The sequence below is a fragment of the Candidatus Nomurabacteria bacterium genome, assembly GCA_020632075.1.
GTDB lineage: Bacteria > Patescibacteriota > Minisyncoccia > Phycocordibacterales > UBA918 > OLB19.
The window spans coordinates 409,427-434,686 of sequence record JACKGH010000001.1; the positions used below are offsets into that span (position 1 = coordinate 409,427).

The following is a 25,260-nucleotide window of genomic DNA, read 5'->3' on the forward strand; positions in this document are numbered from 1 at the left end:
TCATTACTTATGACTGTCATTCTACCCTGTGCCGCAAGATAGTAAAACCAGTCCGCTCGAATAGGTCTAGTATCGTCGCCAGAAGTATGGCGTAAACAACATAAGAACCGTAAACAGTTCCAGTCGGCCCACGATCATCAGGCCCGAGAGATACCACTTCACTAAATCTGGCAACTGCGAGTAGTCGCCAACCGGGCCGACCTCACCGAGACCGGGACCAATATTCCCCAGCGTAGCAGCGACTGCACCAAAGGAAGTCGGTGTATCGATCCCAAACAAGAGCAGTACCACCACCGACACTACCGCAATAAAGATGTACAACATAACGAATGCGATCACTCGATACAACACCGACTGCGGGACCAGCTTGCCGTTGAAACGAACCGGCAAGATCGCATCAGGGTGTAGCTGTTTGCGGAATTCTAAAAATGCGTCTTTAAAGAGAACCAGATGTCGCATGACCTTCACTCCTCCTGCGGTCGATCCTGTCATGCCGCCGACAAACATTAAAATAAACAAAATGTAGACCATCGGTGCCGCCCAGACGTAGTAATCAGCAGTCGCAAAACCAGTGGTGGTCACGATCGACACTACTTGGAACAATGCATCACGAAAGGCATGTTCGATCCCGGTACCGAGCGTCACTCCAAAGAGCCATAAGACCAAGGTTGCACCCACTACCACATACACGTAGTAGCGAAACTCATCATTACGAAACAGCGCCGTGATCTTGGTGAACAGTGCAGTGTAGAGGAGCGCAAAGCTCGTCCCCGCTAAGAACATAAAGAAGATCACAATGTACTGCAGGTGCGGCGCAAAGGCAGCCATGCTCGCTTGTTTGGTTGAAAAGCCGCCAGTAGAAAGCGTGGTGAATGCGTGATTGATCGCATCGAAAACAGACATGCCACCAAGCCACAAAAAGAAACCGAGTGCAAACGTAAGTACCACATACACCACCCACATGATCCCGGCAGTTTCTTTAATGCGTGGAGTGAGCTTGTCGACTGTTACTCCAGGCGATTCAGCATTGAAGAGCTGCATACCGCCAATCCCCAAGAGCGGCATGACTGCGATCATAAGCACTACAATTCCCATTCCGCCGATCCACTGTGTCAAACTTCGCCACAACAAGATACTTTCTGGCTGCACCTCGATCGCGGTCAGCACTGACGCACCAGTCGTGGTAAAGCCAGAGACCGATTCAAAGAATGCATTAGCGAGCTGTGGGATAGCCCCTCCAAAAAGATACGGTAAAGCACCCATAAGGGAAAGGAGAACCCAACCACCGGTGACGATCAGATAGATGTCTCGTTTGTGGAGTTGGCGCTTACCACGGTTTGGCAACCACAGTGCAAGCCCGCACACAAACACCAACACGGCCGACACCAAGAACGCTGCGAATTGTCCATCGCCCCGGTACAAAGAATAGAACAGAGGCAGCAGCATGAACGAAGCCTGCAATAACAAGAGGATCCCTAGTATTTGCACAATGGCTCGGACATTGAATGACATACTTAGAGCATATTTTGAAACGCATCACGCACAGCATTGTGGCACGCAACAATGACCCGATCGTTTGGCTGGAAAATATATGAGGGATCAAGCTCAACCGGTTTGTTTTTGCGCAGCACCCCACCGATCACCACTTCGCTCTTTGCAATGAGTTCAATGCTCTTTTGGGGCATACCGGTGATCGGCGATCTGTCCTTCACTAAGAATTCGAAGATCTCCATATCGAGACCCGGGATACTCGCCACTGAAAGTACGTTACGCTTCTTTACATGACGAAAGATAAAGTCTGCCGCAATGTACTTTTTATTGATAAGCGTATCGACACCGAGCTCGTACGCGCCTTGCAAATAGTGTACGTCTTTCACAAACGCGATCGTATGTCTGACACCGTGCTGTTTGGCGATCAGACATGAAATGATGTTGAGCTCTGGATTGCCGGTCGCAGCCACGATCGCGTCCATCTCATCGACGTCATGCTCTTCTAAGAACCCCGATTCTTGCATGTCGCCATGAATGACCAACGCCTCCGGCAAAAAATCTGCTAACTCCTCAGCAACTGATTTCTTCCCCTCTACCATTGTCACCTGGTAGCCCTTTGCCTGCAGCCGTCTGGTCGTCTCAATCCCCGCGCGACTACCACCAAACACCATCGCTCGCTTGCGTCGACGTGTTTGTCCAGACTGTACTTTCGCCATCTTATGGAGACCGCCGGAAGAAGCTATGAAGTACAGATGATCAGTCTCTTTAAGCGGGAGGCGTTCGCTAGCATGATAGGTCATACCATCACGCACGAGTGCGATCGGCTCTACCCCGGCCGCCCGATACTTGCGGGCAATTTGCTGCAATGTATGACCGATCAATGTACTGTACGCCGGGACGATCAAACCAGCCAAAAAGTATTTCCCATGCTCAAATTTTACCAACTGTGAAAACGCCTGTGTATCGAGCAACATCGCGACCTCATCGGCAGCAAGCGAATCCGGTGACACGATCTCATCGATACCGAGTCCAGCGAAATCAAACACATCATCGTGCAAGATCAATTTCGAATGACGCACACGAGCGATCACTCGCTTCGCACCAACCCGCTTGGCTAAGATCGCGGTCATGAGATTAAGCTCTTCACTCTCGGTCACGGACACAAACAGATCAGCTTTAGCCGCGCCTACTTCCATCAGATTGTCATATGAAAGTGCGTTACCCCGAAATGTCGCAACGTCATGCTTTTGTGCCAGACGCTCAAGTTTTTCTGCACTCTTGTCGATCACGCTCAGCTCGTGTCGCTCAGCAGAAAGCTGTGCAATGAGAAATGTGCCTAGGTCGCCGGCACCCGCTACTACGATGCGCATAGAAGTTTGTACACTTCATTATAACGCCGCGCCGAAGGCTGCTTCAATGTTAGTTGGACACAGTGGAGCTAGTATTATCATTCAACGTGTACCAATCAAGATTGCGAGTGATAAACATGACCGTCGCCAGGACTCCAAAGAGTAGGACCGAACCAAACAGCAACGCATACTGATCCATTTGCAGCAGGATGTACAAGTAACCATACAATGCAGTGAGCAGGGTTGCGATCGCTAGAGCACGCTTCTTAGCTTTAAGTACACTGAAACAATAGCCAGTAATGAGCAGCGTGGTCGCGATCATCGCCACCAAGTACGCCGGCAGAAATCCGATCACCTCAGCAAATGAAAGGAGGAGTAGATAAAAGAGCGCAATCGCCAGACCGACCAGGAGATACTGCACTGGATGGATCCGCAAACCGGCAAGCACCTCGTACATGAAGAAGGTCAAAAACGTGAGGCTGATGAAGAGTATTGCGTACTTTGTGGCGCGGTCGACCATAGTATAGAAGTCGACTTCCTGGAACAGGCTCACTCCAAACGCTTTTGCTTGCAGCGTTTCGTTGCCGTCAACCGCGCCACTGCCCAACCAGTACTGCGGGAGATTCTTCCCGTATGAAGTAACGTTCCAAGTCGCCTCAAAACCTTGCTCGGAGACCGTACGGTTCTCAGGCAAAAATTCTCCACTGAAGCTTGGTGCACTCCAGTCTGAACTAAGTGTCACGGCAGTATTTTCTCCGAGTGGAATGAATGAGATCGACTGACTTCCCTTCAGCGGCAGCGCGAATGAAAATTGGCATGTCGCCTGACTTGGGTCGATCGTGACCGGAGTATGTACGCCGACAGTGTCGAGCGTTAAGAATTCAGAAGACGGTAACATCTTGTACTCTTTTTCTCCAAAGCTGAGTGGAAACGAAGACGTGATACCGCGCGTATCGGATACATTCAGCGAGAGGACTGCCTTGTCCCATAAGACCTTTGTATCTGCCGATGATCCCAGATCGATGACTGATATGTCGAAGCTACCGACCCCATTCACTGTCGTGGTGTAGACCGGTGTTTCATACACCCCTCTTGTGAGCAACTGGGTGCCGATCTCACTCTGATACGAAAGGTCCTGTGGCAGTAGCGTGAGGGTGGTCGTATTGACCACACGTTCACCCGTAGTGGTAACAGCTGTCTTTTCAACCGGAATTGTAATGACCGGACCAGCGATCGTCTGTGGCCGACTCCACTGTTCAGACACTTGATCTGACGCATCTCTTTGGGTGCTTTCTCGTTCTTGGACAATATTCCACACGAACATAGTGGCGACCCACGACACAAACACAAGTGCAGCCAGCACAATAAGCTTGGTTGTTAACTGACTCTGAAGCTTCGGTCGAGGAATTTCTCTCATAGTATTTGGTATTTACACATATTCATACTTCCCTTCTTGCCATTTAGTTACGAAAACAGCCGCTCGATAAATCGAGCGGCTCTGTGATTACTTGGAGGCGTGCACCGGAAAAAACTGGCTGATCCGATACTCCAACTGACGCGTGTCGTACTTATCAGCGACTTGAAGCTGCACTTCTCCGACAAAGAAATTCGGGAACGGGGCCATGATCGTATCGGGGTCACCCAATATTGAGTGAGTTTCGACCCCCAACTGCCTCAAGAGATCCGTCGCTTTGTCGACCGCCTCTTCTGCACTGATAGCCTCGATCTTGATCGGATCAGAGCCGACCGGACTCTTGAGTGCCGAGTACGAAATGACCGGACAACCATCAGCGTAGGTCACTGATAGTTTAAAAATACCAAAATGCATCATGTTGCTCCCTGAAGTTTCAGAAATCTCTCTCAAGTACCCTTGCGGTACATACTTAAGAGAAAGTACAGGTTTAGAATTCTCGTAGTCGATCTGGTAGCCCCAGACCCACTCTTCAATTCTTTGGTGGAAGATACGCTTGATATCTCGAACAACCCCAACGGCAGATTCGACCCACCCGACAACCAACACACGCTGCCCGAGCGAGAATTTCTGAGGCTGATCGGTACGGTCTGACCCATGTCGTTCACGAGCCTGCCGCGCGGCAGCTTCTGCTTCAGCACGAGGAATGCTCGTATAGAAACAGCAAGGTGCTATATGCATTGCGGGCGAATCAGCATCATGACAGCCGCAATCACACGGACCGTCAAAGCTGGTCTTATTACACATGTTAAGTCTCCTGTAGGACCGAGTTTCTGATAGGAAAAATACAATAATAAATTTAATACGTCAATGACATCTCACGTGCAGTTTCCTACTTTTTTCGTCGCACCACAAAAGCGAGCAGCACAACTACCAAAGTCAGTAGGAGGAACACGGTCGCATTTGATTCATCATCGTTACAGTTGTGACCGCTCGTAAAGGAATACACCACAGAATCAAAGGTCGTCCGGATCTCGGCGATATCGCTCTTGTCACCCGAAACCTGGATCATGATCGGCTGTCCATCAAGGACGATGTCTATAGACTCCGTTATTTGTACCGCTCCACCAGTCGTGTAGACCCTTTCTTCGATGTAATAGTATGCATCACACCCAACCACAGTCCGCTTCTCTGCCCCGAGGCCGTTCACGTAGTAGTCTTCCCAATCATCGTCATACAGCGGGTCAGATAACTTCACTGCAACAAAGATACCGGTCCAACGGTTTCGAGCCAGGTCGCCACCCTTATTGAAGGTGTACAACCCGTAGTTTCCTCCATTTTCAAGATAATCAGATGTATTGTACTGAACAAATGAGTCGTCGATCTGAAATGTGAAATCGTAGGTTTCATCAGTAATAACCGCAGCACCAACAACACTCGGCGCGAACAATATGAGTAAGCTGAGAATGACTATTTGACGTAGCATACCTATACACTATTCTGAACAACCCACCTCCGCAGTATTACCAGCCGCATCGGTCGCACTGATCGTAGTCGCCGAGCAGCAACCTCCACTCCAAGAGCTACCATCAGAGCAAACAACGCGATAAGTGGTCGAGCGAGTAAAGCTTTGGTTTTTGCTAACATACGTACTATGTAAAAAAGCACTAGTAATACGATCGGTGTCCTATTTGTTTAGTGTACCAAAAAAACTATGCCTCCCTTTATAGAACAGTGGACATACCACTTCGATTTTTGATCCTACAGCTTTTTCACGATCTCGATCAGATCGGTCACCGACTCCGGATTCATGAGGGTGGAAACATCGCCGAGCGCATCGTATTCTTTATTTGCGATCTTTCGTACAATTCGCCGCATGATCTTTCCTGATCGGGTCTTTGGTAATGCTGCGACAGCCACGATCTGATCCGGTCGTGCAAATGAACCAACCTGCTTTTTTACCAAGTCACCGAGCTCGACATATGTCTCCTCAGTGATCGTCGCAGAAGCCGTCGGACAGACAAAGACGCACATTGAGCACCCTTTAACTGGGTGAGGTATAGTGACTGCCGCCGCTTCGACAATATCCGGATGTAACACTAGAGCGCTCTCAACCTCTGCAGTACCGATCAGTCGACCAGAGATATTCATAACATCATCGATCCTACCAGAGATCCACAGATGTCCATCAGCATCTCTACGCACACCATCTCCTGGTAAGTAATACCCTGGATACTGGCTGAAATACACCTCTAGATACCGCTCGTGATCGTTAAACAAATCTCTCATCTGCCCCGGCCACGAACCCTTAAGAAGCAGTATCCCTTCACACTCTCCTGTGAGCTCGTTTCCATCAGCATCCACGATCACAGGTTGAATACCAAAGAATGGTTGCATAGCTGCCCCCGGCTTTGGATCCACCGTTCCAGGAATAGGTGTCAGCGCGTGGCCACCCGTCTCGGTCTGCCACCAGGTATCGACAATGTAGCACTGTCCGCGACCAACCACATCGTGATACCAATGCCACGCTTCGGGGTTGATCGGCTCACCTACCGTACCCAAGATCTGAAGGCTCTGCCGCGACGTCTTGGTCACAAACTCATCTCCTTGCCCCATCAACATCCTGATCGCAGTCGGCGTACTGTAAAATGTCGTGACTGAATATTTGTCGATCACCTCCCAGTAACGAGATGCGTCGGGATAGGTCGGCACGCCCTCAAACAATACTGAGGTAGCACCATTACAGAGGGGACCGTATACCATATAGGTATGCCCTGTGATCCAGCCGACATCGGCAGCACACCAGTACACATCGTCTGGCTGATAATCAAAGGTGTAGCGGTGTGTCATCGCTGCATACAGTAAGTACCCTCCCGTTGTATGCAAGACCCCCTTTGGCTTACCAGTTGAACCAGACGTATACAAGATAAACAACGGATCTTCAGCCTCCATACTCTCTGGCTCGCACACCACATCTTGCTTCATAATTTCTGCACGATAATCGACACTTGTATCTCCAAGCACCAACGGTTCAGACCCGATCTGCACCACCACAGTGGTATGTACCGTGGGACAATCTGGCAAAATGGCATCGACATTGGCTTGTAGTGGATTTTGCTTTGGACCACGCTTCACATAATCGGCAGTGATCACTGCTACACAAGCCGCATCATGAATCCGAGACTGTAGCGCTTCGGCTGAAAAACCACCAAACACCACCGTATGCACCGCTCCAATGCGTGCACACGCCAGCATGGCGTACACCGCCTCTGGTATCATCGGCATGTAAATACACACCCGATCACCCTTCGTAACACCACGAGATTTCAATAGATTAGCGAAACGAGACACCTCTTCTAATAGCTGTTGATACGTGATATCGATCCGCTGCCCTTCGTTACCTTCCCAGTAGTACGCTACTCGCGCACCCATACCAGCCTCGACATGTCGGTCTATACAGTTGTAGCTCACATTTAAAGTACCACCATCAAACCAACGCACCCTGCCCTGCTCGACATCATGCGTAAAGACAGTGTCCCACTTCGTATCCCACACCAACAACTCCTCAGCCTGCTCAGACCAAAACCCCTCTGGATCAGTGATCGATCGCTGATACATTTCTTGATACTTCTCTTGGTCTAGTCGTGTGGTTCGCTGTGCAAAATTCATATTGTCTTAGGATAGCATATAGCACTTAGTCTTCTTTTTGAGCAACGGCAAACGTGTCCATCATCCACGCATCAAACGTATCAGCGAGACGCGCCGCCATCTCCTTACTAATGTGATCATCATCCATGATCACCAACAAGTCTTCCTCCGAGACATACTTCCGACATACCGACCCTGGACAAATATATTCATACGGGTCAAAAATAGACACATTGGCATACTCACGAGCTACCTCCGCATACAGATCTCGTATAAATGCAGCGCGTGCAAGATCGTCAGTTTTAGATAATTCGCAATGACGACCAAGTAGTGCGCACGACTGGGGTCCAGAAGCGAACACTGGCGTTGGCGCGATGAAGATCAGTTCGACCGCTGGATCGAACCGCTCAATATACTCTCGTACACTTTTCTCAAGCACCTGAGCATATTGAGGCTGCTGATCAATATGTAGAGAAGTAACGTAGTACACCGTTTCAAAGGATTCACTCACTCTGTTCACTTCGCTCGCACGAGCTTGTATCACGTCGCTACCCGCCACAAACTCAGACGTCAACGGCACTCTCGGAAAGCCGTCAAAATAAAACGCATCCACTACCCGAGACTCTTCAAACATCGGAATAAAGTGCGTCGCGTGGCTATCTCCGGTTAGATACAGCAAGGTGGAATCGCCTTGCTGACCAGCAACAAAACATTCTTCTCGTAAGCCATACCTATTAAGATCACTTGTAGTATCTCCATACCCACACACTGTCACGGATCTACCAAAAAAAGTCTGTGCTGGCTGAACTCGATCACCGAGCGAGAGTGTTCGTTCAATATAATTAATACTTTTGCTCGTATGAGAAAAATCATTGAGGGCTGTGTTGACCTGCAACCTGATCATATCGACCTGTGTCAGACTGAACACAACAATGGTGGCCGCGGTTACCATAATGAGCTTCCACCGACTAACTAGCGCAGATAAGAATTTCTCCAACCCACTTGAATAGCGGAGTGGCGTTTCTACCAGATGATACGAAAGCACCGCTGCTGCAACAGTTGCGACTGTCGCTACCAAAACAAAGGCTACAGCATCCAGATACAGTCCTGCAAAATAGATCACCGGTAGGTGCCAGAGATACAATGAATACGATATTTTTCCGACGTACAAAACGACGCGATTACCTAGCACCCTCTGATTCAGGAAAGCCGTCCCGCCAGCCAAGATGATAAAGACCACAGACAACACCGCGAAAAATATCTCCAGCTGCAAGCCAAATCTCGCCTCAGGGAAAAACTGCAGAATACCAATGATCGTCAATCCTGCAGCAGCAAAGTAGTTTGGTATAGCATACTGCTCCAGTTTCTCCCGCAAGAAAAACAAAGCACAACCAACGCCCAACTCCCAAAAACGCGCAACTGGTGAATAGAACGCACCGATCAATTCATCGGCGTAATAGGTAGAGATCAGAAAAAACACACACGCCACCCCAGCAATAATAAAACCCGCAGTATGTATCGCCAGCTTCCGCTGGCGGACCCACCAGAGGATCCCAATGAGCAGAAGCGGGTACAGCACATAAAACTGCTCTTCCACACCTAGTGACCATGTATGCAGCAGCGGATTGATCAGATCCTGATGAAAGTATTCGTCACCACGGAATAAAAAGTATACATTCGAAAGCGCGAAGACTGAGCTGACTGCGCTTTTCACAAATAAATTTGTATCCCAAAGGAAGCCGAAAAACAGATACAGTACGGTAGTACCAAGCAGCATGCAAAGCAGCGCTGGATACAAACGCTTAAATCGCCGTACATAAAATTTCTTCAGATCGACCCTGCCGTTTTCTAGATACCCTTTGTAGAGCGACTGGGTAATAACATACCCCGATATGACGAAGAAAATATCAACACCCAGGTACCCACCCTGAAAGTGGTCCGGATACATATGAAAAAGGATCACCGCGATCACCGCGATCGCTCGCAATCCATCGATGTAAGGAATGTATTTCAAACTTGCTGCACGCATACCCGATCCGTCATTCTGTCATTAATTAAAAGGTATTATACAGATGTCTCTGCCTCTCCAATACCTAAAATTCGCCCTGGCAACAAAAAGGAGAAATGGCAAATTACAGATACTGCATCAGACTGTTGCACTTTAAGACTGACGCCACCAGGATTTCATACACAAATAACTTTATAGGCTCAAATCCATCAAACAGAAAGTCCAAGCATTTCATGCTTGGACTTTCTGTTATAAAGCTCTCCTTGTGGGATGATGTTCGAACTTTTTGTACAAATGAGAAGACCCCGCGTACGTGACGCGGGGTCTTGGGTGTCCGATTAACATCAATCGAGATCGAAGTCCCAGAAGTGGATATTGACCAATGCACCGTTCTTGGCAACGAGACCGCCAAGTGCTTTGACCAACGCCTGAGCCTCAAGCGAGGTCTTGTTGTTGGGGTCAACATCTGACCAGCTGAGCATGTAGTCGTACACACCCAACTCGGACAAAGACTGTCGCAAGGACTCTTCAGAATTTGCTTGCCCGACGAGATACCGCAGACTGGCTTCACGTTCAGTCTCGTCCATCTCGTACCAACCTTTCGTCTCCAGAAGATGTGGGACAACCGCATCAACGACCTGGTCAATCATTTCGTAGTGTTCGATTGCACCGTTAACAGCGGGACTATTGAGAACGTCTACCATTGTTTGTTTCCTCCACAGAAAACTAGTCAGTTCATTTCGGAAATACCCTACACAAAACAATACGCTATAAATAGCGTATTGTCAATAGTGCTCCGCCGGTAGGATTCGAACCTACGACCAATCGGTTACATCTTGTCCGAAAATTTCTTAACGGGATGGACTATATCATCATCCTGATCTGATAACCGTGGGATGTGAGGGGCTTCGAGCAACTTCCTGCCCTACTTCCTTTCGGAATAGTCTCTGAACCTTCCTTGGATTACTCCTTGGCTTGGCTGCTGATTGCCCGCGCACGCGCTAGGGGTTCCAGCAATTCACCTCATGTTTCCGTACCTCATTACTGAGGAAGGCTGCTATTTAGAACATTTGTTCAATGTTACAGCCGACTGCTCTACCACTGAGCTACGGCGGAATATGTAATTGTTACTTGTACAAACAAGTATGGCTATTTTACAGATTTTCAACCAATATACAACCTCCTCACCAACATGGTATACTACATGTTGTATGCCAAAGAAGGATACTCGAACATATGCAGATCGAGCAGAATATCTCAAGAGAGCCGTCGCTGAACGAAGACGTCTTCTGCGTCAAAGAGCGGTTGAGTATGGAGGCGGAAAATGCCAGATCTGTGGATACAAGAAATGCATCAACGCCCTCTCCTTCCACCACAAGGACCCTTCGCAGAAAGATTTTGGATTGTCAGCACGTGGTACGACAAGATCATGGGAAAAAATGAAAACTGAAATTGATAAATGCATTCTTGTATGTGCAAACTGTCACGCAGAAATACACGCCGGAATAACAAAACTACGAAATTAACTGACCAAAATCTCATTGCTCTAAAAGTTGCTTTTTAAAAAAATTATTGTACTATTTCACCCAGCTTGAACCTGTTACTTACACACCACAGAGGAGTGTGCACATGTCGACAAACGACATCGACCAAAAAGATCCGCTCTGTCCCGAGCGCCGGTACGCAGCTGGCTATGCTGAAGAAGAGGGCCGGCAAGCCGCTGGCCTGAAGTGGATGATCATCAAGTATGGACTCATCGTGCTGGTGATCAGTGGCGCTGGCTGGACCGCATGGTCATATGTTGGCAACGCAACAGCCGGTGCTATGGAAAAAGTCACCCCTTGTTTCATGTCGGAGACCAAGCGCTGCGGCGCGTGGGCGCATCCTTCCGAATGGAATATTCCCTTCTTCGGTGATGATGCAGAGGAGGAAACGCAAGTCGCTGCTCCTGAGCCGGAAAATGACGATCCGTCATGGTTCGCCAGAAAGAAAGCGGGAATCGCAGAATGGTGGAACAAGTCGGATGATAAGCCAGAAACGGCATCGATCGAAAGCACTACCGCTGAGACCATAGACGTCGCACCGCCGGCAGATACCAGCCTGAAGACAGCAGACAAACCACCGGTCGTCGTCGCTGAAGCAGCGGCATCCGAGCCTCCGAAGGCAAGTCAGGCGACAGAAGCCACGACCACCGAGGTCGAAGTCGCCTCGACCAACGCCGACTGCAAGTGGTGGAAATTCTGTTTCGGTGAGTAGCACCGTACACAAACGTCGTTCGCAAATGCGGACGGCGTTTTTTTGAGGTATGATGCGACTCATGCCAGAACTACCAGAAGTGGAAACCGTACGACTGCAATTACTGCGAAAAGTGGTCGGGAAAACGATCGATTCGGTCGAGGTATTTCACAATAAGACGGTCAGTCATGATGTAGAGATCGAAGATCGATTGCGTGGAAAAACGATCGAACACATCGACCGGGTTGGCAAACTCATGATCTTCTCTTTTGTGAGCGAAGAAGATCTATTTCTTTTGGCGCACCTCAAGATGACTGGGCAGTTTTTTTATGTCGGGAAAGATGCGGCGGTGACGGGCGGCGGTCATTCCATGACCGCCGCCGATATGAACCTACCAATGAAGCACACTCGTGTTGCATTTCATTTCACCGATCACACCACTCTCTACTTCAATGACATGCGTCTCTTTGGGTATACAAAAGTAGTCGACCGGGCGGAAATGGAACGAGCAAGAAACGGGTTTGGGCCGGAGCCGATCAGCGACGATTTTGATTGTGCATGGTTCGCTGATCGGCTCCGGAGAAGAAAGACTTCAGTCAAAGCCGCGCTCCTTGATCAATCATTCATCGCAGGCCTCGGGAATATTTATGTCGACGAAGCACTGTGGCGTGCGCAAGTACGACCGACCAGGCGAGCTGATAAGGTGACCAAGAAGGCTGCGGTCGCTCTCTGCCGCGCTGCCGGAGACGTGATGAAAGAATCGATCGCCGTCGGCGGCACTACCTTCCAACACTTCAAAGACACTGGTGGCGAAAACGGCAATTTCACCGACTATCTCAAGGTTTTTGGTCAGCACGGCACCAAGTGCCCCCGCTGTGGAACCCTCATCAAAAAGATCCGCTGCGCCGGCCGCGGGACACACTATTGTCCAGGGTGTCAGAAGTAATTAATCGACTTTCACACTGGCACGACCCCAGGCCACTCTTCCCCACGCTCGTTCGTGGCCGTAATAGAACAGGAGTTTCAGCACCACATCGAGCACAATAAATGACGCGGCTAGCTCGTGACTACCAGTGAGGAAGTACGTGATTCCTGCCCCGGTACCGGTAGCGATAAACCGCCAGGTGATACCCTTAACAAAACTTCGTATTCGTGAATCTTTCATGACTTTAGTATACTGCGGAGATGGAAGTAAAAATCGAACCATCGTGGAAAGCTGCCCTGAAGGAGGAATTTGAAAAGCCTTATTTTGCCGATCTCTCACAGAAGGTGAAAGAAGCGTATCTTTCGAAGGCCATCTATCCTGCTCCGAAAAATGTCTTCAATGCGTTTACACTCTGTCCGTTTGATCAGGTGAAGGTGGTGATCCTTGGACAAGACCCATACCACGGACCCGGCCAAGCTCACGGGCTTTCCTTCTCCGTGCAAGATGATGTAAAGATCCCACCCTCACTCCAAAATATCTATAAAGAGATCAAAGCCGATATTGGTACTAGTGTACCAGAAAGTGGAAATCTTGAGCGCTGGGCCAAGCAAGGAGTCCTACTTCTCAACGCCACGCTAACGGTAGAACAAAGCAAGCCCGGCTCACACCAAGGACTCGGCTGGGAGCAGTTTACCGACTCGGTGATCAAAACTATCTCAGACCAAAAAGAGCATGTGGTCTTTCTACTCTGGGGCAACTTCGCGCGCTCAAAGGCAGCCCTCATTGATACTACAAAACACCTTGTGCTCGAAGCCCCTCACCCCTCCCCTTTCTCGGCTCACTCTGGCTTCTTTGGCTGCAAACATTTCAGCAAGACCAATGAGTACCTAGAAAAACAAAAACTATCTCCAATCGACTGGTAATAGAAAAGGCGTCCGAAGACGCCTTTGTTGTGCTCCCGAAGGAGCGTGAGAAGATCAGTAGTAGTCCAGCTTGCTGCCGAAACGTTCGATCTCGGAGACGCGGAAGTTTTTGGTCTTTCCGCCATCCGCATCGACAACGACCACAAGGGTCGTTCCTTCGAACGCCGCACCAGCATCGAGTGCGATGGACTGACCATTGGTCAGAACCACGTACTTGCCGGGCATACCGTCATGAAGACCGAGCTCGCGCTTCAGTCGCCGCGCACGAAACAGTGCCTGACTCCAGCCAAGCAAGCGCTCGTGGAGCGGCTTCTGCAGCACAGCGTGGTTGCGAAGAACTTCGCCCATAAGTCACCTCCTCAGCTACTGCTGAATTGCATTGAACATAGATCACCTACCTACAGTTTGCCAGTATTTTCCAGGCTGTCAAGCCGGGCACACAAACTCCTCGAACGGAATGAACCACACCTCGCCCTTTGACTCATCCGCACCCTTGCGCGATCCCCAGACACTAATGCGACCGGGTGTGAACAACGCTTGAAAGCGAATGAATTGCCACCAAGTGACCAGGACCACGAACATCGGCAACACCATGAGACGACGCGGATGTCGTACCAGGTGCCACAGTTGCCGTGAACCAAAGGTCAGCATGGTCCCAAGGAACGAAAAGACGATCAGGAAGAACAGTGGCATAAGCGGCTCTCGCTCACTGAAGAACAAAAGCCAAAACCACCGTCCGACCAAGAACACCGTGATCAGTGTCAGCAAGAGATCCGTGTAGTACTGATACATCACGAACCACTGCTTCCGGAACCACGAATACTTGGTCGAGATGAAGGTCAGCCACTGACTCGAGGTTGCCCAACGGCGGAAGATGCGATTGATCTGCCGAAGCCGCTTTGGCATTGAGGTCACCACAGTCGCCCGAGGGTTCATGACTGTGTGATAGCCCAACTGTTCCACTCGAAGCGTCATCTCGCGGTCATCGCCAGCATGTAGCTGCACACGACGCATACCAACAAACGGGAATGTACTTTTCAGAAACGGTACATTCCAATAGTGCTCGACGAGTTGATCCATCCAACCAACGATGATCTCGGACCGGATCATATACAACCGACCAGGCAGACAGCCAACCTGTCCAAACAACGTGCCAGCCGCCATCGACGAGCCGATACGCGAATCCTCCAGCCAGTCGAGCACCTGCAGCAATGGCGTATCCGGATTACGAATACGCTGGGCCGTGGTCACTCCACCGATCTTCGGATCTGCAAACGGCCTGAGCAGTTCACCGACAATATCATCGTTTGGTGTCGTGGGGACCGTGTCAGAATCGTGGAAAGCTGAAAATTCATACAGCAACCCTCGATCCTTCGCCCACTCCACCGCTGCTTCGAGCACCTTACCCTTTGCTTCTGGGTCCTTAGCCCACCGAACGCCGTTTCGCAGATTTTTCCGCTTACTCCGCGCATTGGTCATAAAGACGTGCGCATCATACTGCTTTGCGATCTTCGCGAGCTCGATCCCCTCCTCAGGATAAATATCTGCCGCATCAATGATGCAGACGATCGCATATTTGTCGGTCCACTTCTCGTACGAAGCGCACATCAGCCTAAGCGACTCATGCATCACTGCATGATCCTCGAGATAGACCGGCATGAAGTGAGTCACACCACCAGCCGACTTTTGCATGGGGTACTGCATGAACAGTTCCCCACGCGCCAACTTTCGATGTGCCCACCAGCCGAGTATCTGCCGCGGTATCACGATCAGTGATACGAGCAAAAACATTGAGACAAAGAGTGTGAACTCCATATAGAAGAACACATCCCTACTGAATGTGAACATATACTGTCCCCTCCCTAGCGAGCCAGATCGACTTCGCCACTCACTGTGAATTGAAGACCGACGTAGTTATCTTGTCGGTCACTGTATCGATCCGGCGTTGCACCAGTAGTGAACCAGGTCTGACGACCAACGAGTTCCAATGACCAGTTACCCCAAACCAAGCTATCGTGTGGCAGCTTACCGTACGTTCCAAGTGAAGCCTCAGCATACGTTTGGTTATTCCACCACTGCTCATTATTGTCTGGAGCTTCCACAAACCCAAACTTCAAGCCCGGGCCAGCTTCGACATCTTCAGCAATACCCCAGAGAGCACGCTGTCTCACATGACCACGGATCAGTGGACCGGCCTTGCCAAACGGCTGACCAGAGGCTGGATTGATTGCTGGATTATCAGCTTCATCAAATGGAAGCGTCATTTTAACGTAGAAGTTAAAGGGTGCACGAAAATCTTTCCGTACCGATCTTTCTTGCTCAGGCACATCAATCGTACCTGCCCACTTCTGCCGATATTCGCTCAACAGATCGCGAAATGCTCTGCGTTCAGCGTCATCAGAAAGCCCCCAGTCAATAACAACCGTATTGGAAGCCTTTCCGACTGGCACTTGACCAAAGTAGAACGTGATCATCTCGACCCGCGGAAAATCAGTATGAATTGATTCCAACATCTTCCGGAACCACGCCACCTTCTTTCCGCCAGTACACTGACCAGAGGTCGACACCTCCGCAATATTGATCGGACCGGCGACACCTCGACGAATGAGCTCGTTGTAGATTGGACGAAACTCGTACTGAAACGAACGTTCGTACCTATACTTCGGCGCAGTACCACATCGATTGTACGTCGAAATGGCTGTGGCGGGCATAAAGCGGTTTATTTGAGCGACATACCGATCACCATCTTTTAAAACCCCTTCACCTCCTGCGTCAGTGCGATTGTAGTTCACCTCGTAGTAGCGCACGTTCACCTTTTCTCGTTCGAAAATGGAGACTATGTGACTCTCTGCTGCTACCGCCAGTTCTGGAGTGTTCCCCGTTGCGTACATGCCCCAGGGATACCAGTTGCCATTGAGCTCATGCATAACACGAAGCGCCGCCAGCTGCCGACCGTCTTTCTTGATTTTGGCCGACAGCTCATACAGCGCTTCGTCGTACACACCAGTAAGCACTTGCCAGTGTATCCCAGCAACTTCATTACCAAGGCTCGTCGCCTCGCTTGAACCGACAGTAGACGTAACACCATCATCAACGATGACAGTGAGGACCACTTCGTAACCATGATCAAGATACTCGCGCCGCACCCATTCGTAGGGATTAGCTCGGTTCTCATCCGACATAAGCTTGTAGTACAGGGTGGCACAGGTGATCCCCACCTCTGTCATTCGCTGCTTGTGCTCTGTCGCACTCCACATATCATCCTTGCCAAGACAAAACTCCCGTTTTGCCTGAGAAGGTGCCGCAGTGGAAACGCCCGACAAGACTAGCGAACACAGCAGTAACCACCACACATGTTTTCTGATCATTTGTCTGATCTCCTTTTCAAAGGACTATGAAAAACACAGCCGGCCCAAGGGGCCGGCCACTCCTGTGCCTAAAGTACAATAGAATTATTACTATGTAAAGCTATTCGTTTGGAGGAGATTCGACTACTTCTTCTGGGTTTTCGTTTGCTGTTTCTTCCGCACTGACCTCGTCAGCTGGAAGAGGTTCGTTTGGTACTTCCTCCTCAATAACCTCCTCCTGCTCATCAGACACAGCTTCGTCTTCAGAGTCTCCTGAAACCTCTTCGTCGTCTTCAATCACTTCATCTGTAGTGGTCGAAGTGTCTTCCAAAACCTCTTCCGTACCAGCAGCAGATGTCGTCGCAGTCTCTTCGTCTGTTGGAAGCACGCCAACTGGCTCAACCACCTTGTCTTCGTCATCTTCTTCAACTGGTTGTTGTTCAACTCCCAACTCAGCTTCTACTTCAGCCAATCTCTCTTCAAGCTCGGCAATACGCTGCTGGTTGCCAGTCACAGTCTGCCAGATCTCTTGAATAGCAGTTACCACTGCCGCCAAGATCGGCCTCGTTGAAAGAGTTTTGTAGCCATCAGGATTTTCTCCCACTGCTTCTGGCAGGAAGTCTTCTATGTTTTGTGCCGAGAATCCAGCATAGATGGTGGTTTGATCATAGCCACTTTTTTCGTTCCAACTGTAACGAATTGGCCTGATACTGAGTATTTCGTCGAGCCCAGCTTCGTATGCCCCTAGAATATTCTTAAGTCGTTCGTCGGAACTGACTGTCACATTACCGACTGCGTCAGTTTCAAGCGTACCGCCAACAATACCCGCAAAACGCACACCACTGGCTACAGTAAGCATAGCTGTTGGACTAGTGGTACCAATCCCAACATACCCGTTGGTATCGATAGTGAGACGCGAGGTGTTGTTGGTCTGGAAGCGTAACTGATGATTTGAGAAGGTGCCAAAGAAGCCTTGGAAGTCTTCCGCACGCATATCGAAGATCACGTCGTTGGTCGTATCACGGAAGCGAGCTCCGGCGCCGGCCGGCGCTACGATATTCAAAAGTCGACTATCAGTACTGCTACCGATGTTGATCTGCCCATCGTAGATCAAGCCGCCGATCGTACTCGAAGCCACCCACTTGTTGTGATAGAGCGGCGGCGGGGTTTCGGTCACACCATCCTCACCAACCTTCACGATCGATCCTTCTTCGATTATAAAATTATCATTACCACCATCGTCGCTGTACGCTTCGTTCATACCCCAAAGCTGCCCTTCGACTTTTACATATGACGCATTTGAGACACGCACGCCAGTCAATGGTGCAACTGGCGGATTGCTACTGTCGTCTTCACCAATAATCTGCGAAAGGCCGTTGATAAAGACAGGCGCAACTTGTGCGGTCGATGAACCAATGATCGCTACGCCGGCATATGGTGTCTCGGTACCACCACTAGAGTTTGGTCCGTCACGGCGCGTAAGGAGGCCGTTGAAGGTTACGGTAGTTGTACCCGTCAGTGAGATACGTACGCCATGACGGTCGTTGCGGTCGGTTGAGAAGTCAGTGAACATCATACCGCCGTTGCTTGACGATCCGTCGATGTAGAGACCAGTGAGTCCATTGAATACAGCACGTGAGTTGTTGATCTTGGTTTCACCCATCGAAGAGAGGTAGATTCCTCGAAGCGCATTACCAACTGCCAAGAGATCCTCAATGTATGAGTCGTTGAGTGCAGTGGCTCGAAAGCCGTGACCATCGGCACTATAAATAGAAAGACCACGGATAGTGAACCCGCGAGGGTTACCACTACCCGTACCAACTGCCGCTTCAAAACCATTACCGGTCACCTGCGAAATATCGACGTCAGTCAGTTTCCAATCGCGCACCAAACCTTCAAAATAGACACCGTCCACATCAACGCTGGCCGAACCACCATCGAGACTGAGGTACTCGAGTCGACCACCGTTGTTGTGGTTAGTTTCGCCTGAGATAGTGCGGTCGCGCACATGGATCAATGCTGCACCCGAGAAGGTCCCAAAGTCAGCCCGGATCGAGCTGCGTGGTGTCGAGCTATACGACCAACGCGGTGAGTACGCACCACGAAGCGTGACTGGCGTATCGAGTACGATCGGACTTGAAATACGATACTCGCCCATTGGGAAATAGACAGTACCACCTTCGCCACACGCGGCGATCGCTGACGCGATCGCCGCGTCATTGATCGTACTATTGTCACCCACCGCACCATACGCCTCCACGTTACACACCTGCCCACCCGTATCGACGAGTCGTGCAGTGGTCGTACCAGCCGAAAGCGTACCTGCGACAGTGAGTGTTTCACTCGGGGTACTGGTGCCAATACCAACATTGCCTGTAAGCCGAAAGACGTCACCACTGACAGCAGACCAGTTGGCGGTTGATGAACCAGCCAAGACAACTCCACCCCAGTACAGATCACCACCAAAATTGTAGAGGCGATTCACAACATTACTCGGTGACACTTCAGCCAAGTACAGCGCACCTGCCAAAGACAGTGAATCAGCCGGGCTGCTGGTACCAATACCAAGACGACCAGTCACGTATGAGGTACCCGAGAGGATCGCATCAGCCAGCGTCGGTGTAGTGAGTTCTGCCTGTACAAAAATATCCTGTTGCACAGCATCGACTCGCTCATAGATACGATCGACTGATTTGAGGACATAATCTCTTGTCGAAAGTGAGCTCGTCGCTTGCACTCCGTCAGCAGTCGCAATCGCTGCACTGTGTGGTAAAGAATTAATGTATTGCAACACCTCTGTGATGCGTTGATTCAGCAATGATTCTGAAACGCCCGACTGCTGGATCGTTACGTACTCGTTGGTGATCGTCTCATAAGTGACTGGGTACGTACTTGTCGCAAGCTCTGGATCTTTTTGTGTCACTGATTCACCAAGCACTACTGGATCTGGGTTTGGTTCATCGAGATGCTGGATCGGCGTAGCTACCGCTACTGATTGTGCACATCCTCCAAAGGGGCGCACCATCCATCCAAACCAGTCACAGAAAAATCCTTGTTCACCGGTATTCGCACTCGCAAAAAACGGTGTGGTCAGAGTACTAACCAAAAACACCACCGCTACCATCCGAAGTGCGATTCGCATAGCTCTATTGTATCAATATTATCGCTGTGGTTTTGGCGACCTGGGTACAGCAACTTACGCCAACCCAGGGAAGAAATCTCGAACGATCTGACTTTTTGGAACACCTGCGCTCTGGAGTAGTTTTGTGTACGCATTGACCATTGGTGGCGGCCCAGAGAGATACCAGGTACGCTCAAGATAATCAGGTGCTCGACGCTTGAGCATTTCGATCGTGACATACCCTTCCTCAGCTGGCGCATTCACCGCTTCCTTTGCGATCACTGGGATCACTTCAAGTGGCATGTTATCAAGGGCTGACATAAACTCATCGACGTAGGCCAACTCATCTGCAACATTACAGCAGTAAAACAGCTTTGTGTCGTGCTTCTTGCCACTATCAACCATATACTGAATATGACTACGGAACGGCGTCACTCCAATCCCTCCCGCAATCAGACCAAGCTTCACCTCTTCATCCTTTGGTAGCACAAAGTCGCCAGCCAATTGACTCGCAACGATCTTCTCCCCAGCATCGAGCTTCATGAGTTCACACTTGTATGAACTTCCCTTTTCTACCAGCTTAAACGCCAATCGGATCTTGTCTTCGGTCGGCGATGAAGCGATCGTAAAGTAGCGACGGGTTCCACGACTATCTGCTGCTTCGTGATGTAACATCCACTCGAGGTACTGACCTGCTTTGAAGGTGAAGCCTTTCGGTTTCGCAAACACAAACTCCCAAGTATCCTGAGCGATCTGTCGCTTTCCTTCAAAGGTCAAAAACAACTTCTGACGGACTCGCCACGGCAGCATGATGACATTGGCGATCACTAGTGCCAATTCTGGCGAAACATACAAGAAGGAAGAAAAGATAGACGAGTGTGACAGAAAGCCGACCAATCCACCATACAACGCCTGCGGTCCTTTCATAGCTGGCATGGTGAATGGCTCAGTGAGCATGTAAAAAGCCAAGAAGAGTACTGGCCATGAAAGGAAGAAGGTGCGAACAGCTTCACTGACTGGCACCTCATGGCTGATCGACTCAGCAATGTAAATAACCAAACTGACACCTATAAATGTGAGTACCGGCACCCACTTGCGGACTTTCATTACAACCAGTGAACCAAGTATCACAAGAGGAATGAACAATGTCGGATTCCCTACCCACCAACTAAAAGTGTAGACTCCGGTAACGCTAAGCGCGGCTGCACCAAAGGCAGCTGGATTAAGAAAATGCTGCTTCTTGGTCACAATGACAAACTTCGAAATGACAGCGATCATCACTGCTAAGACAAGTGGCCAGTTGTCGAAGATGTTTTCTTCCGGAATAGCAAGGAAAAACAAGATCACCGCCGTAATAGCGGCGGATTCATGGTTGGCTGGTATCTTTGTTATAAGCGCGATGATCCAGTTGAGAGACAGCGCCACCAGTAGCGCAAGTGCCAGAGCAAAAATTTGTGACAGACCACTATAGGCAATCAAGCCAGTGAATCCAGCAATGATCGAACAGGCTGCGAGAGTAAAGAGGGACCCGAGAACGAGTCGATACATTCCGATCCGGTCAACGAACTGTTGCACGAAATGAAATGGTTTTGAAATTAATGTCATCATGTAACGTATTTAGTGTATCACTGCATTTAATTAACGAAAGCCAAATGTTCAATACCATATCAGTACGCCTGTTACAATAAATAATTTCATCTTCTTACATGCCTTATATCATTGCTGTTCTTGCTCTCGTAGTTGTCGGTGTTGGATACACGCTCTACCAACCCGAACAATCAACTGAAGAACTCGTTTCAAACACACCAACACTATCTGAACTTAAAGAAACCATCGCTACCGAACTTGCTGAGGTGACTGACGCAACCTCTACCGACATAGTGACCCTTGCACTCGAAGAAGTAGAAGAGATCATTGCGGAAGAACCAGAGCCTGACGTTCCCGCACCAACCCCAACACCCACGATCGTAACACCGATACCTGAACCCGCGCCAGAGCCGGCAGCGCCCGTAGTAACACCTGCACCAGAGCCGGTTGTGACCACCCCGCCACCGACGGCACCTACAAACGACTTTGCTGATGGGACCTATTCTTCATCAGTAGACTATCGCGTACCAAGTCACAGTTACTCAATGGATGTCTCAGTGACCGTCAAGAACGACATCATCACTGCAGTGAATGTAGCGTATGATTCGAGCACTGCGCGCGATTCATACACCCGCCGTTTTGATAAGTCGTATGCGAGTTACGTGATCGGAAAAGACCTCCAAGGCATCAACGTCTCACGCATTGGCGGTGCGTCGCTTACTACCAAAGCTTTCAATAAGGCACTCGATAGCATTGAAGCACAAGCTGCTGCATAGCAACTATACTTGCAATAGTTCGCGAGTATATTATTATTGCTATATTAGTTTAAATTTTAAAGTAATATAGATCATGGCGTATATCATTGGAATCATCGTTGTAGTGCTGATCGCAGTTGGTTTTGCAATGACAAAATCAAGCGACACACCAACTACCATCACTACCGAACCTGAAACAAGCTTACCAGTAGCTGAGACACCAGCAGTCACCGACACAGAATCAGCTGACACGATGACCACAGTGATAGCTGATGGTGTTCATACTACTGCAGTTACCTATCTCACGCCCGCCAACAATGAGTACCTACTCGACGTATCGCTCACTACTGAGAATGGCGTGATCACCGATGCAAATATCGTGTACAGTCAGGGTGCTGAAAAAGATCCAAACGCGCAGCGCTTTGAAGGAGCATACAAGGAAGAGATCATTGGCAAGAAGATCGACGAACTCGACCTGTCTCGTGTCGGTGGTGCATCACTTACTACAGGTGCATTCAATGGGGCAGTTGACAACATCCTCGCAGAAAATGCATAGTACCTAAATGCAAAAAGAATTCGAAGCCCTCGGCACAAAATGGTGGATCACTATTTTTGATGAGACTTCAACAGAAACCCTCGAGGCGGCCTTCGGCCGCCTCGAGGGTTTTACGCGCGCGTATGAAGCAAAATACTCTCGCTTTAAGCCAGATTCGCTCATTTCCACCCTCAACCGTGAGCGGGTATTGGAGCAGCCAGATCAGGACTGCCGCGCGCTTCTGACGTACGGCAAGTCACTCTATCTGCGCACCAACACGCACTTCAACCTCCTCACCGGCCACATCCTCGAAGCGCGCGGCTACAACGCCACCTACACATTTGAATCGCACGAACCGGAAAAAGAAACACCAGGCAACCCAATCACCGACCTACTTATTTCAGAAGAAAAAATCGAACTGCTCCACGGCAACGTCGACATCGGTGGTTTTGGTAAAGGCTACCTGATCGACGAGCTCGCAAAGATCCTGCGTGAAGAATTTTCACTGCAGTACTTTTTGATCAATGGTGGTGGTGATATGTACGCTTCAAGCGAACAAGAAAAGCCGATCGAGATCTATCTTGAACACCCAACCAAGGCACGTCATTTCATCCATCGCACTACTCTCCTCAATCAAGGCTTCGCGGCCTCAAGTCCTTTTAAGCGTGTCTGGCAAAGCCATGACCAGACCTACACGCACATCGTGACCAATGAAGCCGCACCGCGGGTTGCGTCGTTCATCAAAGCAGGGACAGCGCGCGACGCTGATGCGTTTGCAACCACCGCGCTCATGCTGTCTGAAACTGAGCTTGCCACACTCTCCCAAACAGAAAACTTCAGCGTCGCGCGCTTTACCCCCGCCACCAACCAACTCTGGCAAACCAACTCCTTCAATACTTGACTTTAGACCTCATAAATGTCATTGATATACCTGAACACAAACGGAGGTTCACCATGAAAAAACTGCTTGCGGTTATTCTGTTCTTCAGCACATCGTTCGCCTACGCAGGCGAGCTCGTCTACAACAATCAACGCGTAACGTTTCCAGGTACGGTCACCATGGCAGGTGGCGGACCAAACATTTTGGTCATCAACGACTGCGAGATCACCTTCGCCCCCGACCAGCCAATGATGCTCACGACGCCGAAAACCTGCGAAGGCTTCAACATCTCTCCACCGCTCGCTCGCTCCGTGATCAGTGATCGCTAATGCGGTGGAACACACAACAACGCAAAAGTCCGGCGAACCTGCCGGACTTTTTTAGTTTCAATATGAGAGAATTCTACGCAACTTCCTCCTTCGCCATAATCATTGCCTTCACACGCATGGTCGATACCACTGCGTCTCGGTTGCGCTCATCGAGCTGCATGGTGATGAACTTGATCGTGTCTTTGAGGTTTGGAATACGAACGTTCTCAAGCGCAGATACACGACGACGAGTCTTCTCGATCTCCTCTGCGAGGTTTTCAGCCGTCTTCTCAAGCTCCGCGAGCTTCAGGATATCTACGAACACCGCGTCGAATTTCACCATGGCGTTGTCAAGGTCCCCCGTCGTTTCAAGCATACCGTATGAAAAGGCTGAACCAGTCTTTTCAATCGTGAACTCAGGAATCTTCACTGACATTACGCTGTTGATCTTCACCCCAAGATCGATCTTCGCGTTTGGCACCATGAAGGCGGTGTTGAGTGCTGCAGCAGACGCCATACCACTCGCCCGAGCATATGAGTCAAACGCAGAACCGAGCCGCTCCTCAACGCTCTCGCGTAGTGCCTTGGTCTCGTGGATGATCGCCATGAACTTCTTCACGAGTCCATCTCGCTTATCTTTGAGTAGCTTATGTCCCTTCTGCGCAGTCTTGAGCTCCTTCTTGAGCCGAAGGAGCGAGACGCGAGTTGGGTTAACTTTTAAAATCGCCATACGACAA

General features: G+C 49.8%; 22 protein-coding genes. 7 read left to right on the top strand and 15 right to left on the bottom strand.

Annotation, left to right across the window (positions count from 1 at the left end; genetic code table 11):
* Positions 1-66: 66 nt before the first annotated feature.
* The 8 genes from H6786_02065 to H6786_02100 form a co-directional block, all read right to left on the bottom strand.
* A complete protein-coding gene (locus tag H6786_02065; protein MCB9816158.1) occupies positions 67-1,512 on the bottom strand; it encodes a TrkH family potassium uptake protein in 1,446 nt (481 codons plus the stop codon).
* Positions 1,513-1,514: 2 nt separating this feature from the next.
* Entirely contained in the window at positions 1,515-2,861 is a 1,347-nt protein-coding gene (gene trkA, locus H6786_02070; protein ID MCB9816159.1) for a Trk system potassium transporter TrkA, read from the bottom strand.
* A 49-nt stretch (positions 2,862-2,910) separates the two neighbouring features.
* Positions 2,911-4,257, bottom strand: a complete 1,347-nt coding sequence (gene creD / locus H6786_02075; GenBank protein ID MCB9816160.1) for a cell envelope integrity protein CreD — start codon at positions 4,255-4,257, stop codon at positions 2,911-2,913.
* A gap of 87 nt (positions 4,258-4,344) precedes the next feature.
* A complete protein-coding gene (locus tag H6786_02080; GenBank protein ID MCB9816161.1) occupies positions 4,345-5,058 on the bottom strand; it encodes a hypothetical protein in 714 nt (237 codons plus the stop codon).
* Positions 5,059-5,143: 85 nt separating this feature from the next.
* Positions 5,144-5,737 (bottom strand): hypothetical protein, encoded by a 594-nt coding sequence (locus H6786_02085; protein MCB9816162.1) that lies wholly within the window; start codon positions 5,735-5,737, stop codon positions 5,144-5,146.
* Positions 5,738-6,012: 275 nt separating this feature from the next.
* Positions 6,013-7,920, bottom strand: coding sequence for an acetate--CoA ligase (gene acs, locus H6786_02090; GenBank protein MCB9816163.1), 1,908 nt, complete (start codon positions 7,918-7,920; stop codon positions 6,013-6,015).
* 25 nt (positions 7,921-7,945) lie between these two features.
* The gene (locus tag H6786_02095) at positions 7,946-9,928 is read right to left on the bottom strand and encodes an acyltransferase (GenBank protein ID MCB9816164.1); all 1,983 of its coding nucleotides are present in this window, start codon (positions 9,926-9,928) and stop codon (positions 7,946-7,948) included.
* Between the two features lie 323 nt (positions 9,929-10,251).
* Complete coding sequence (locus tag H6786_02100; protein MCB9816165.1) at positions 10,252-10,611, bottom strand: hypothetical protein; 360 nt, start codon at positions 10,609-10,611, stop codon at positions 10,252-10,254.
* A gap of 925 nt (positions 10,612-11,536) precedes the next feature.
* On the opposite strand from H6786_02100, the gene H6786_02105 reads away from it, so the two are divergent.
* Both H6786_02105 and mutM read left to right on the top strand, forming a co-directional pair.
* On the top strand, positions 11,537-12,163 hold the full coding sequence (locus H6786_02105) for a hypothetical protein (protein MCB9816166.1): 627 nt from the start codon (positions 11,537-11,539) through the stop codon (positions 12,161-12,163).
* A 61-nt stretch (positions 12,164-12,224) separates the two neighbouring features.
* The gene (mutM, locus tag H6786_02110; protein ID MCB9816167.1) at positions 12,225-13,088 is read left to right on the top strand and encodes a bifunctional DNA-formamidopyrimidine glycosylase/DNA-(apurinic or apyrimidinic site) lyase; all 864 of its coding nucleotides are present in this window, start codon (positions 12,225-12,227) and stop codon (positions 13,086-13,088) included.
* Here the strand turns inward: mutM and H6786_02115 are convergent, their stop codons facing one another.
* Entirely contained in the window at positions 13,089-13,307 is a 219-nt protein-coding gene (locus tag H6786_02115) for a DUF2061 domain-containing protein (protein MCB9816168.1), read from the bottom strand.
* 20 nt (positions 13,308-13,327) lie between these two features.
* On the opposite strand from H6786_02115, the gene ung reads away from it, so the two are divergent.
* Positions 13,328-13,990 (top strand): uracil-DNA glycosylase, encoded by a 663-nt coding sequence (ung, locus tag H6786_02120; GenBank protein ID MCB9816169.1) that lies wholly within the window; start codon positions 13,328-13,330, stop codon positions 13,988-13,990.
* A gap of 54 nt (positions 13,991-14,044) precedes the next feature.
* Here the strand turns inward: ung and H6786_02125 are convergent, their stop codons facing one another.
* From H6786_02125 to H6786_02145, 5 genes are all read right to left on the bottom strand, one after another.
* Positions 14,045-14,338, bottom strand: a complete 294-nt coding sequence (locus tag H6786_02125) for a hypothetical protein (protein ID MCB9816170.1) — start codon at positions 14,336-14,338, stop codon at positions 14,045-14,047.
* Positions 14,339-14,416: 78 nt separating this feature from the next.
* Positions 14,417-15,838, bottom strand: coding sequence for a glycosyltransferase (locus H6786_02130; GenBank protein ID MCB9816171.1), 1,422 nt, complete (start codon positions 15,836-15,838; stop codon positions 14,417-14,419).
* A gap of 14 nt (positions 15,839-15,852) precedes the next feature.
* Positions 15,853-17,358: a hypothetical protein gene (locus tag H6786_02135; GenBank protein MCB9816172.1), complete on the bottom strand. Its 1,506-nt coding sequence runs from the start codon at positions 17,356-17,358 to the stop codon at positions 15,853-15,855.
* A 100-nt stretch (positions 17,359-17,458) separates the two neighbouring features.
* Positions 17,459-20,479 (bottom strand): tail fiber domain-containing protein, encoded by a 3,021-nt coding sequence (locus H6786_02140; GenBank protein MCB9816173.1) that lies wholly within the window; start codon positions 20,477-20,479, stop codon positions 17,459-17,461.
* A gap of 54 nt (positions 20,480-20,533) precedes the next feature.
* Positions 20,534-22,066, bottom strand: a complete 1,533-nt coding sequence (locus H6786_02145) for a hypothetical protein (GenBank protein MCB9816174.1) — start codon at positions 22,064-22,066, stop codon at positions 20,534-20,536.
* Positions 22,067-22,164: 98 nt separating this feature from the next.
* Between H6786_02145 and H6786_02150 the strand changes: the two genes are divergently transcribed.
* From H6786_02150 to H6786_02165, 4 genes are all read left to right on the top strand, one after another.
* Positions 22,165-22,821 carry a hypothetical protein gene (locus tag H6786_02150; protein ID MCB9816175.1) on the top strand — a complete coding sequence of 219 codons (657 nt, stop codon included), beginning with the start codon at positions 22,165-22,167 and terminating at the stop codon, positions 22,819-22,821.
* A gap of 73 nt (positions 22,822-22,894) precedes the next feature.
* On the top strand, positions 22,895-23,356 hold the full coding sequence (locus H6786_02155) for a hypothetical protein (GenBank protein ID MCB9816176.1): 462 nt from the start codon (positions 22,895-22,897) through the stop codon (positions 23,354-23,356).
* A gap of 7 nt (positions 23,357-23,363) precedes the next feature.
* Positions 23,364-24,236, top strand: a complete 873-nt coding sequence (locus H6786_02160; protein ID MCB9816177.1) for an FAD:protein FMN transferase — start codon at positions 23,364-23,366, stop codon at positions 24,234-24,236.
* Positions 24,237-24,289: 53 nt separating this feature from the next.
* Complete coding sequence (locus H6786_02165; GenBank protein ID MCB9816178.1) at positions 24,290-24,544, top strand: hypothetical protein; 255 nt, start codon at positions 24,290-24,292, stop codon at positions 24,542-24,544.
* Between the two features lie 73 nt (positions 24,545-24,617).
* Here H6786_02165 and H6786_02170 read toward each other — a convergent pair whose 3' ends face one another.
* On the bottom strand, positions 24,618-25,253 hold the full coding sequence (locus tag H6786_02170) for a V-type ATP synthase subunit D (protein MCB9816179.1): 636 nt from the start codon (positions 25,251-25,253) through the stop codon (positions 24,618-24,620).
* Between the last annotated feature and the right edge of the window lie 7 nt (positions 25,254-25,260).

Bases quoted from the DNA above. Each gene is read 5' to 3' on its own strand.
- H6786_02065 (MCB9816158.1), bottom strand. From the start codon at position 1,512: ATGTCATTCAATGTCCGAGCCATTGTGCAAATACTAGGGATCCTCTTG.
- trkA (MCB9816159.1), bottom strand. From the start codon at position 2,861: ATGCGCATCGTAGTAGCGGGTGCCGGCGACCTAGGCACATTTCTCATT.
- creD (MCB9816160.1), bottom strand. From the start codon at position 4,257: ATGAGAGAAATTCCTCGACCGAAGCTTCAGAGTCAGTTAACAACCAAG.
- H6786_02080 (MCB9816161.1), bottom strand. From the start codon at position 5,058: ATGTGTAATAAGACCAGCTTTGACGGTCCGTGTGATTGCGGCTGTCAT.
- H6786_02085 (MCB9816162.1), bottom strand. From the start codon at position 5,737: ATGCTACGTCAAATAGTCATTCTCAGCTTACTCATATTGTTCGCGCCG.
- acs (MCB9816163.1), bottom strand. From the start codon at position 7,920: ATGAATTTTGCACAGCGAACCACACGACTAGACCAAGAGAAGTATCAA.
- H6786_02095 (MCB9816164.1), bottom strand. From the start codon at position 9,928: ATGCGTGCAGCAAGTTTGAAATACATTCCTTACATCGATGGATTGCGA.
- H6786_02100 (MCB9816165.1), bottom strand. From the start codon at position 10,611: ATGGTAGACGTTCTCAATAGTCCCGCTGTTAACGGTGCAATCGAACAC.
- H6786_02105 (MCB9816166.1), top strand. From the start codon at position 11,537: ATGTCGACAAACGACATCGACCAAAAAGATCCGCTCTGTCCCGAGCGC.
- mutM (MCB9816167.1), top strand. From the start codon at position 12,225: ATGCCAGAACTACCAGAAGTGGAAACCGTACGACTGCAATTACTGCGA.
- H6786_02115 (MCB9816168.1), bottom strand. From the start codon at position 13,307: ATGAAAGATTCACGAATACGAAGTTTTGTTAAGGGTATCACCTGGCGG.
- ung (MCB9816169.1), top strand. From the start codon at position 13,328: ATGGAAGTAAAAATCGAACCATCGTGGAAAGCTGCCCTGAAGGAGGAA.
- H6786_02125 (MCB9816170.1), bottom strand. From the start codon at position 14,338: ATGGGCGAAGTTCTTCGCAACCACGCTGTGCTGCAGAAGCCGCTCCAC.
- H6786_02130 (MCB9816171.1), bottom strand. From the start codon at position 15,838: ATGTTCACATTCAGTAGGGATGTGTTCTTCTATATGGAGTTCACACTC.
- H6786_02135 (MCB9816172.1), bottom strand. From the start codon at position 17,358: ATGATCAGAAAACATGTGTGGTGGTTACTGCTGTGTTCGCTAGTCTTG.
- H6786_02140 (MCB9816173.1), bottom strand. From the start codon at position 20,479: ATGCGAATCGCACTTCGGATGGTAGCGGTGGTGTTTTTGGTTAGTACT.
- H6786_02145 (MCB9816174.1), bottom strand. From the start codon at position 22,066: ATGATGACATTAATTTCAAAACCATTTCATTTCGTGCAACAGTTCGTT.
- H6786_02150 (MCB9816175.1), top strand. From the start codon at position 22,165: ATGCCTTATATCATTGCTGTTCTTGCTCTCGTAGTTGTCGGTGTTGGA.
- H6786_02155 (MCB9816176.1), top strand. From the start codon at position 22,895: ATGGCGTATATCATTGGAATCATCGTTGTAGTGCTGATCGCAGTTGGT.
- H6786_02160 (MCB9816177.1), top strand. From the start codon at position 23,364: ATGCAAAAAGAATTCGAAGCCCTCGGCACAAAATGGTGGATCACTATT.
- H6786_02165 (MCB9816178.1), top strand. From the start codon at position 24,290: ATGAAAAAACTGCTTGCGGTTATTCTGTTCTTCAGCACATCGTTCGCC.
- H6786_02170 (MCB9816179.1), bottom strand. From the start codon at position 25,253: ATGGCGATTTTAAAAGTTAACCCAACTCGCGTCTCGCTCCTTCGGCTC.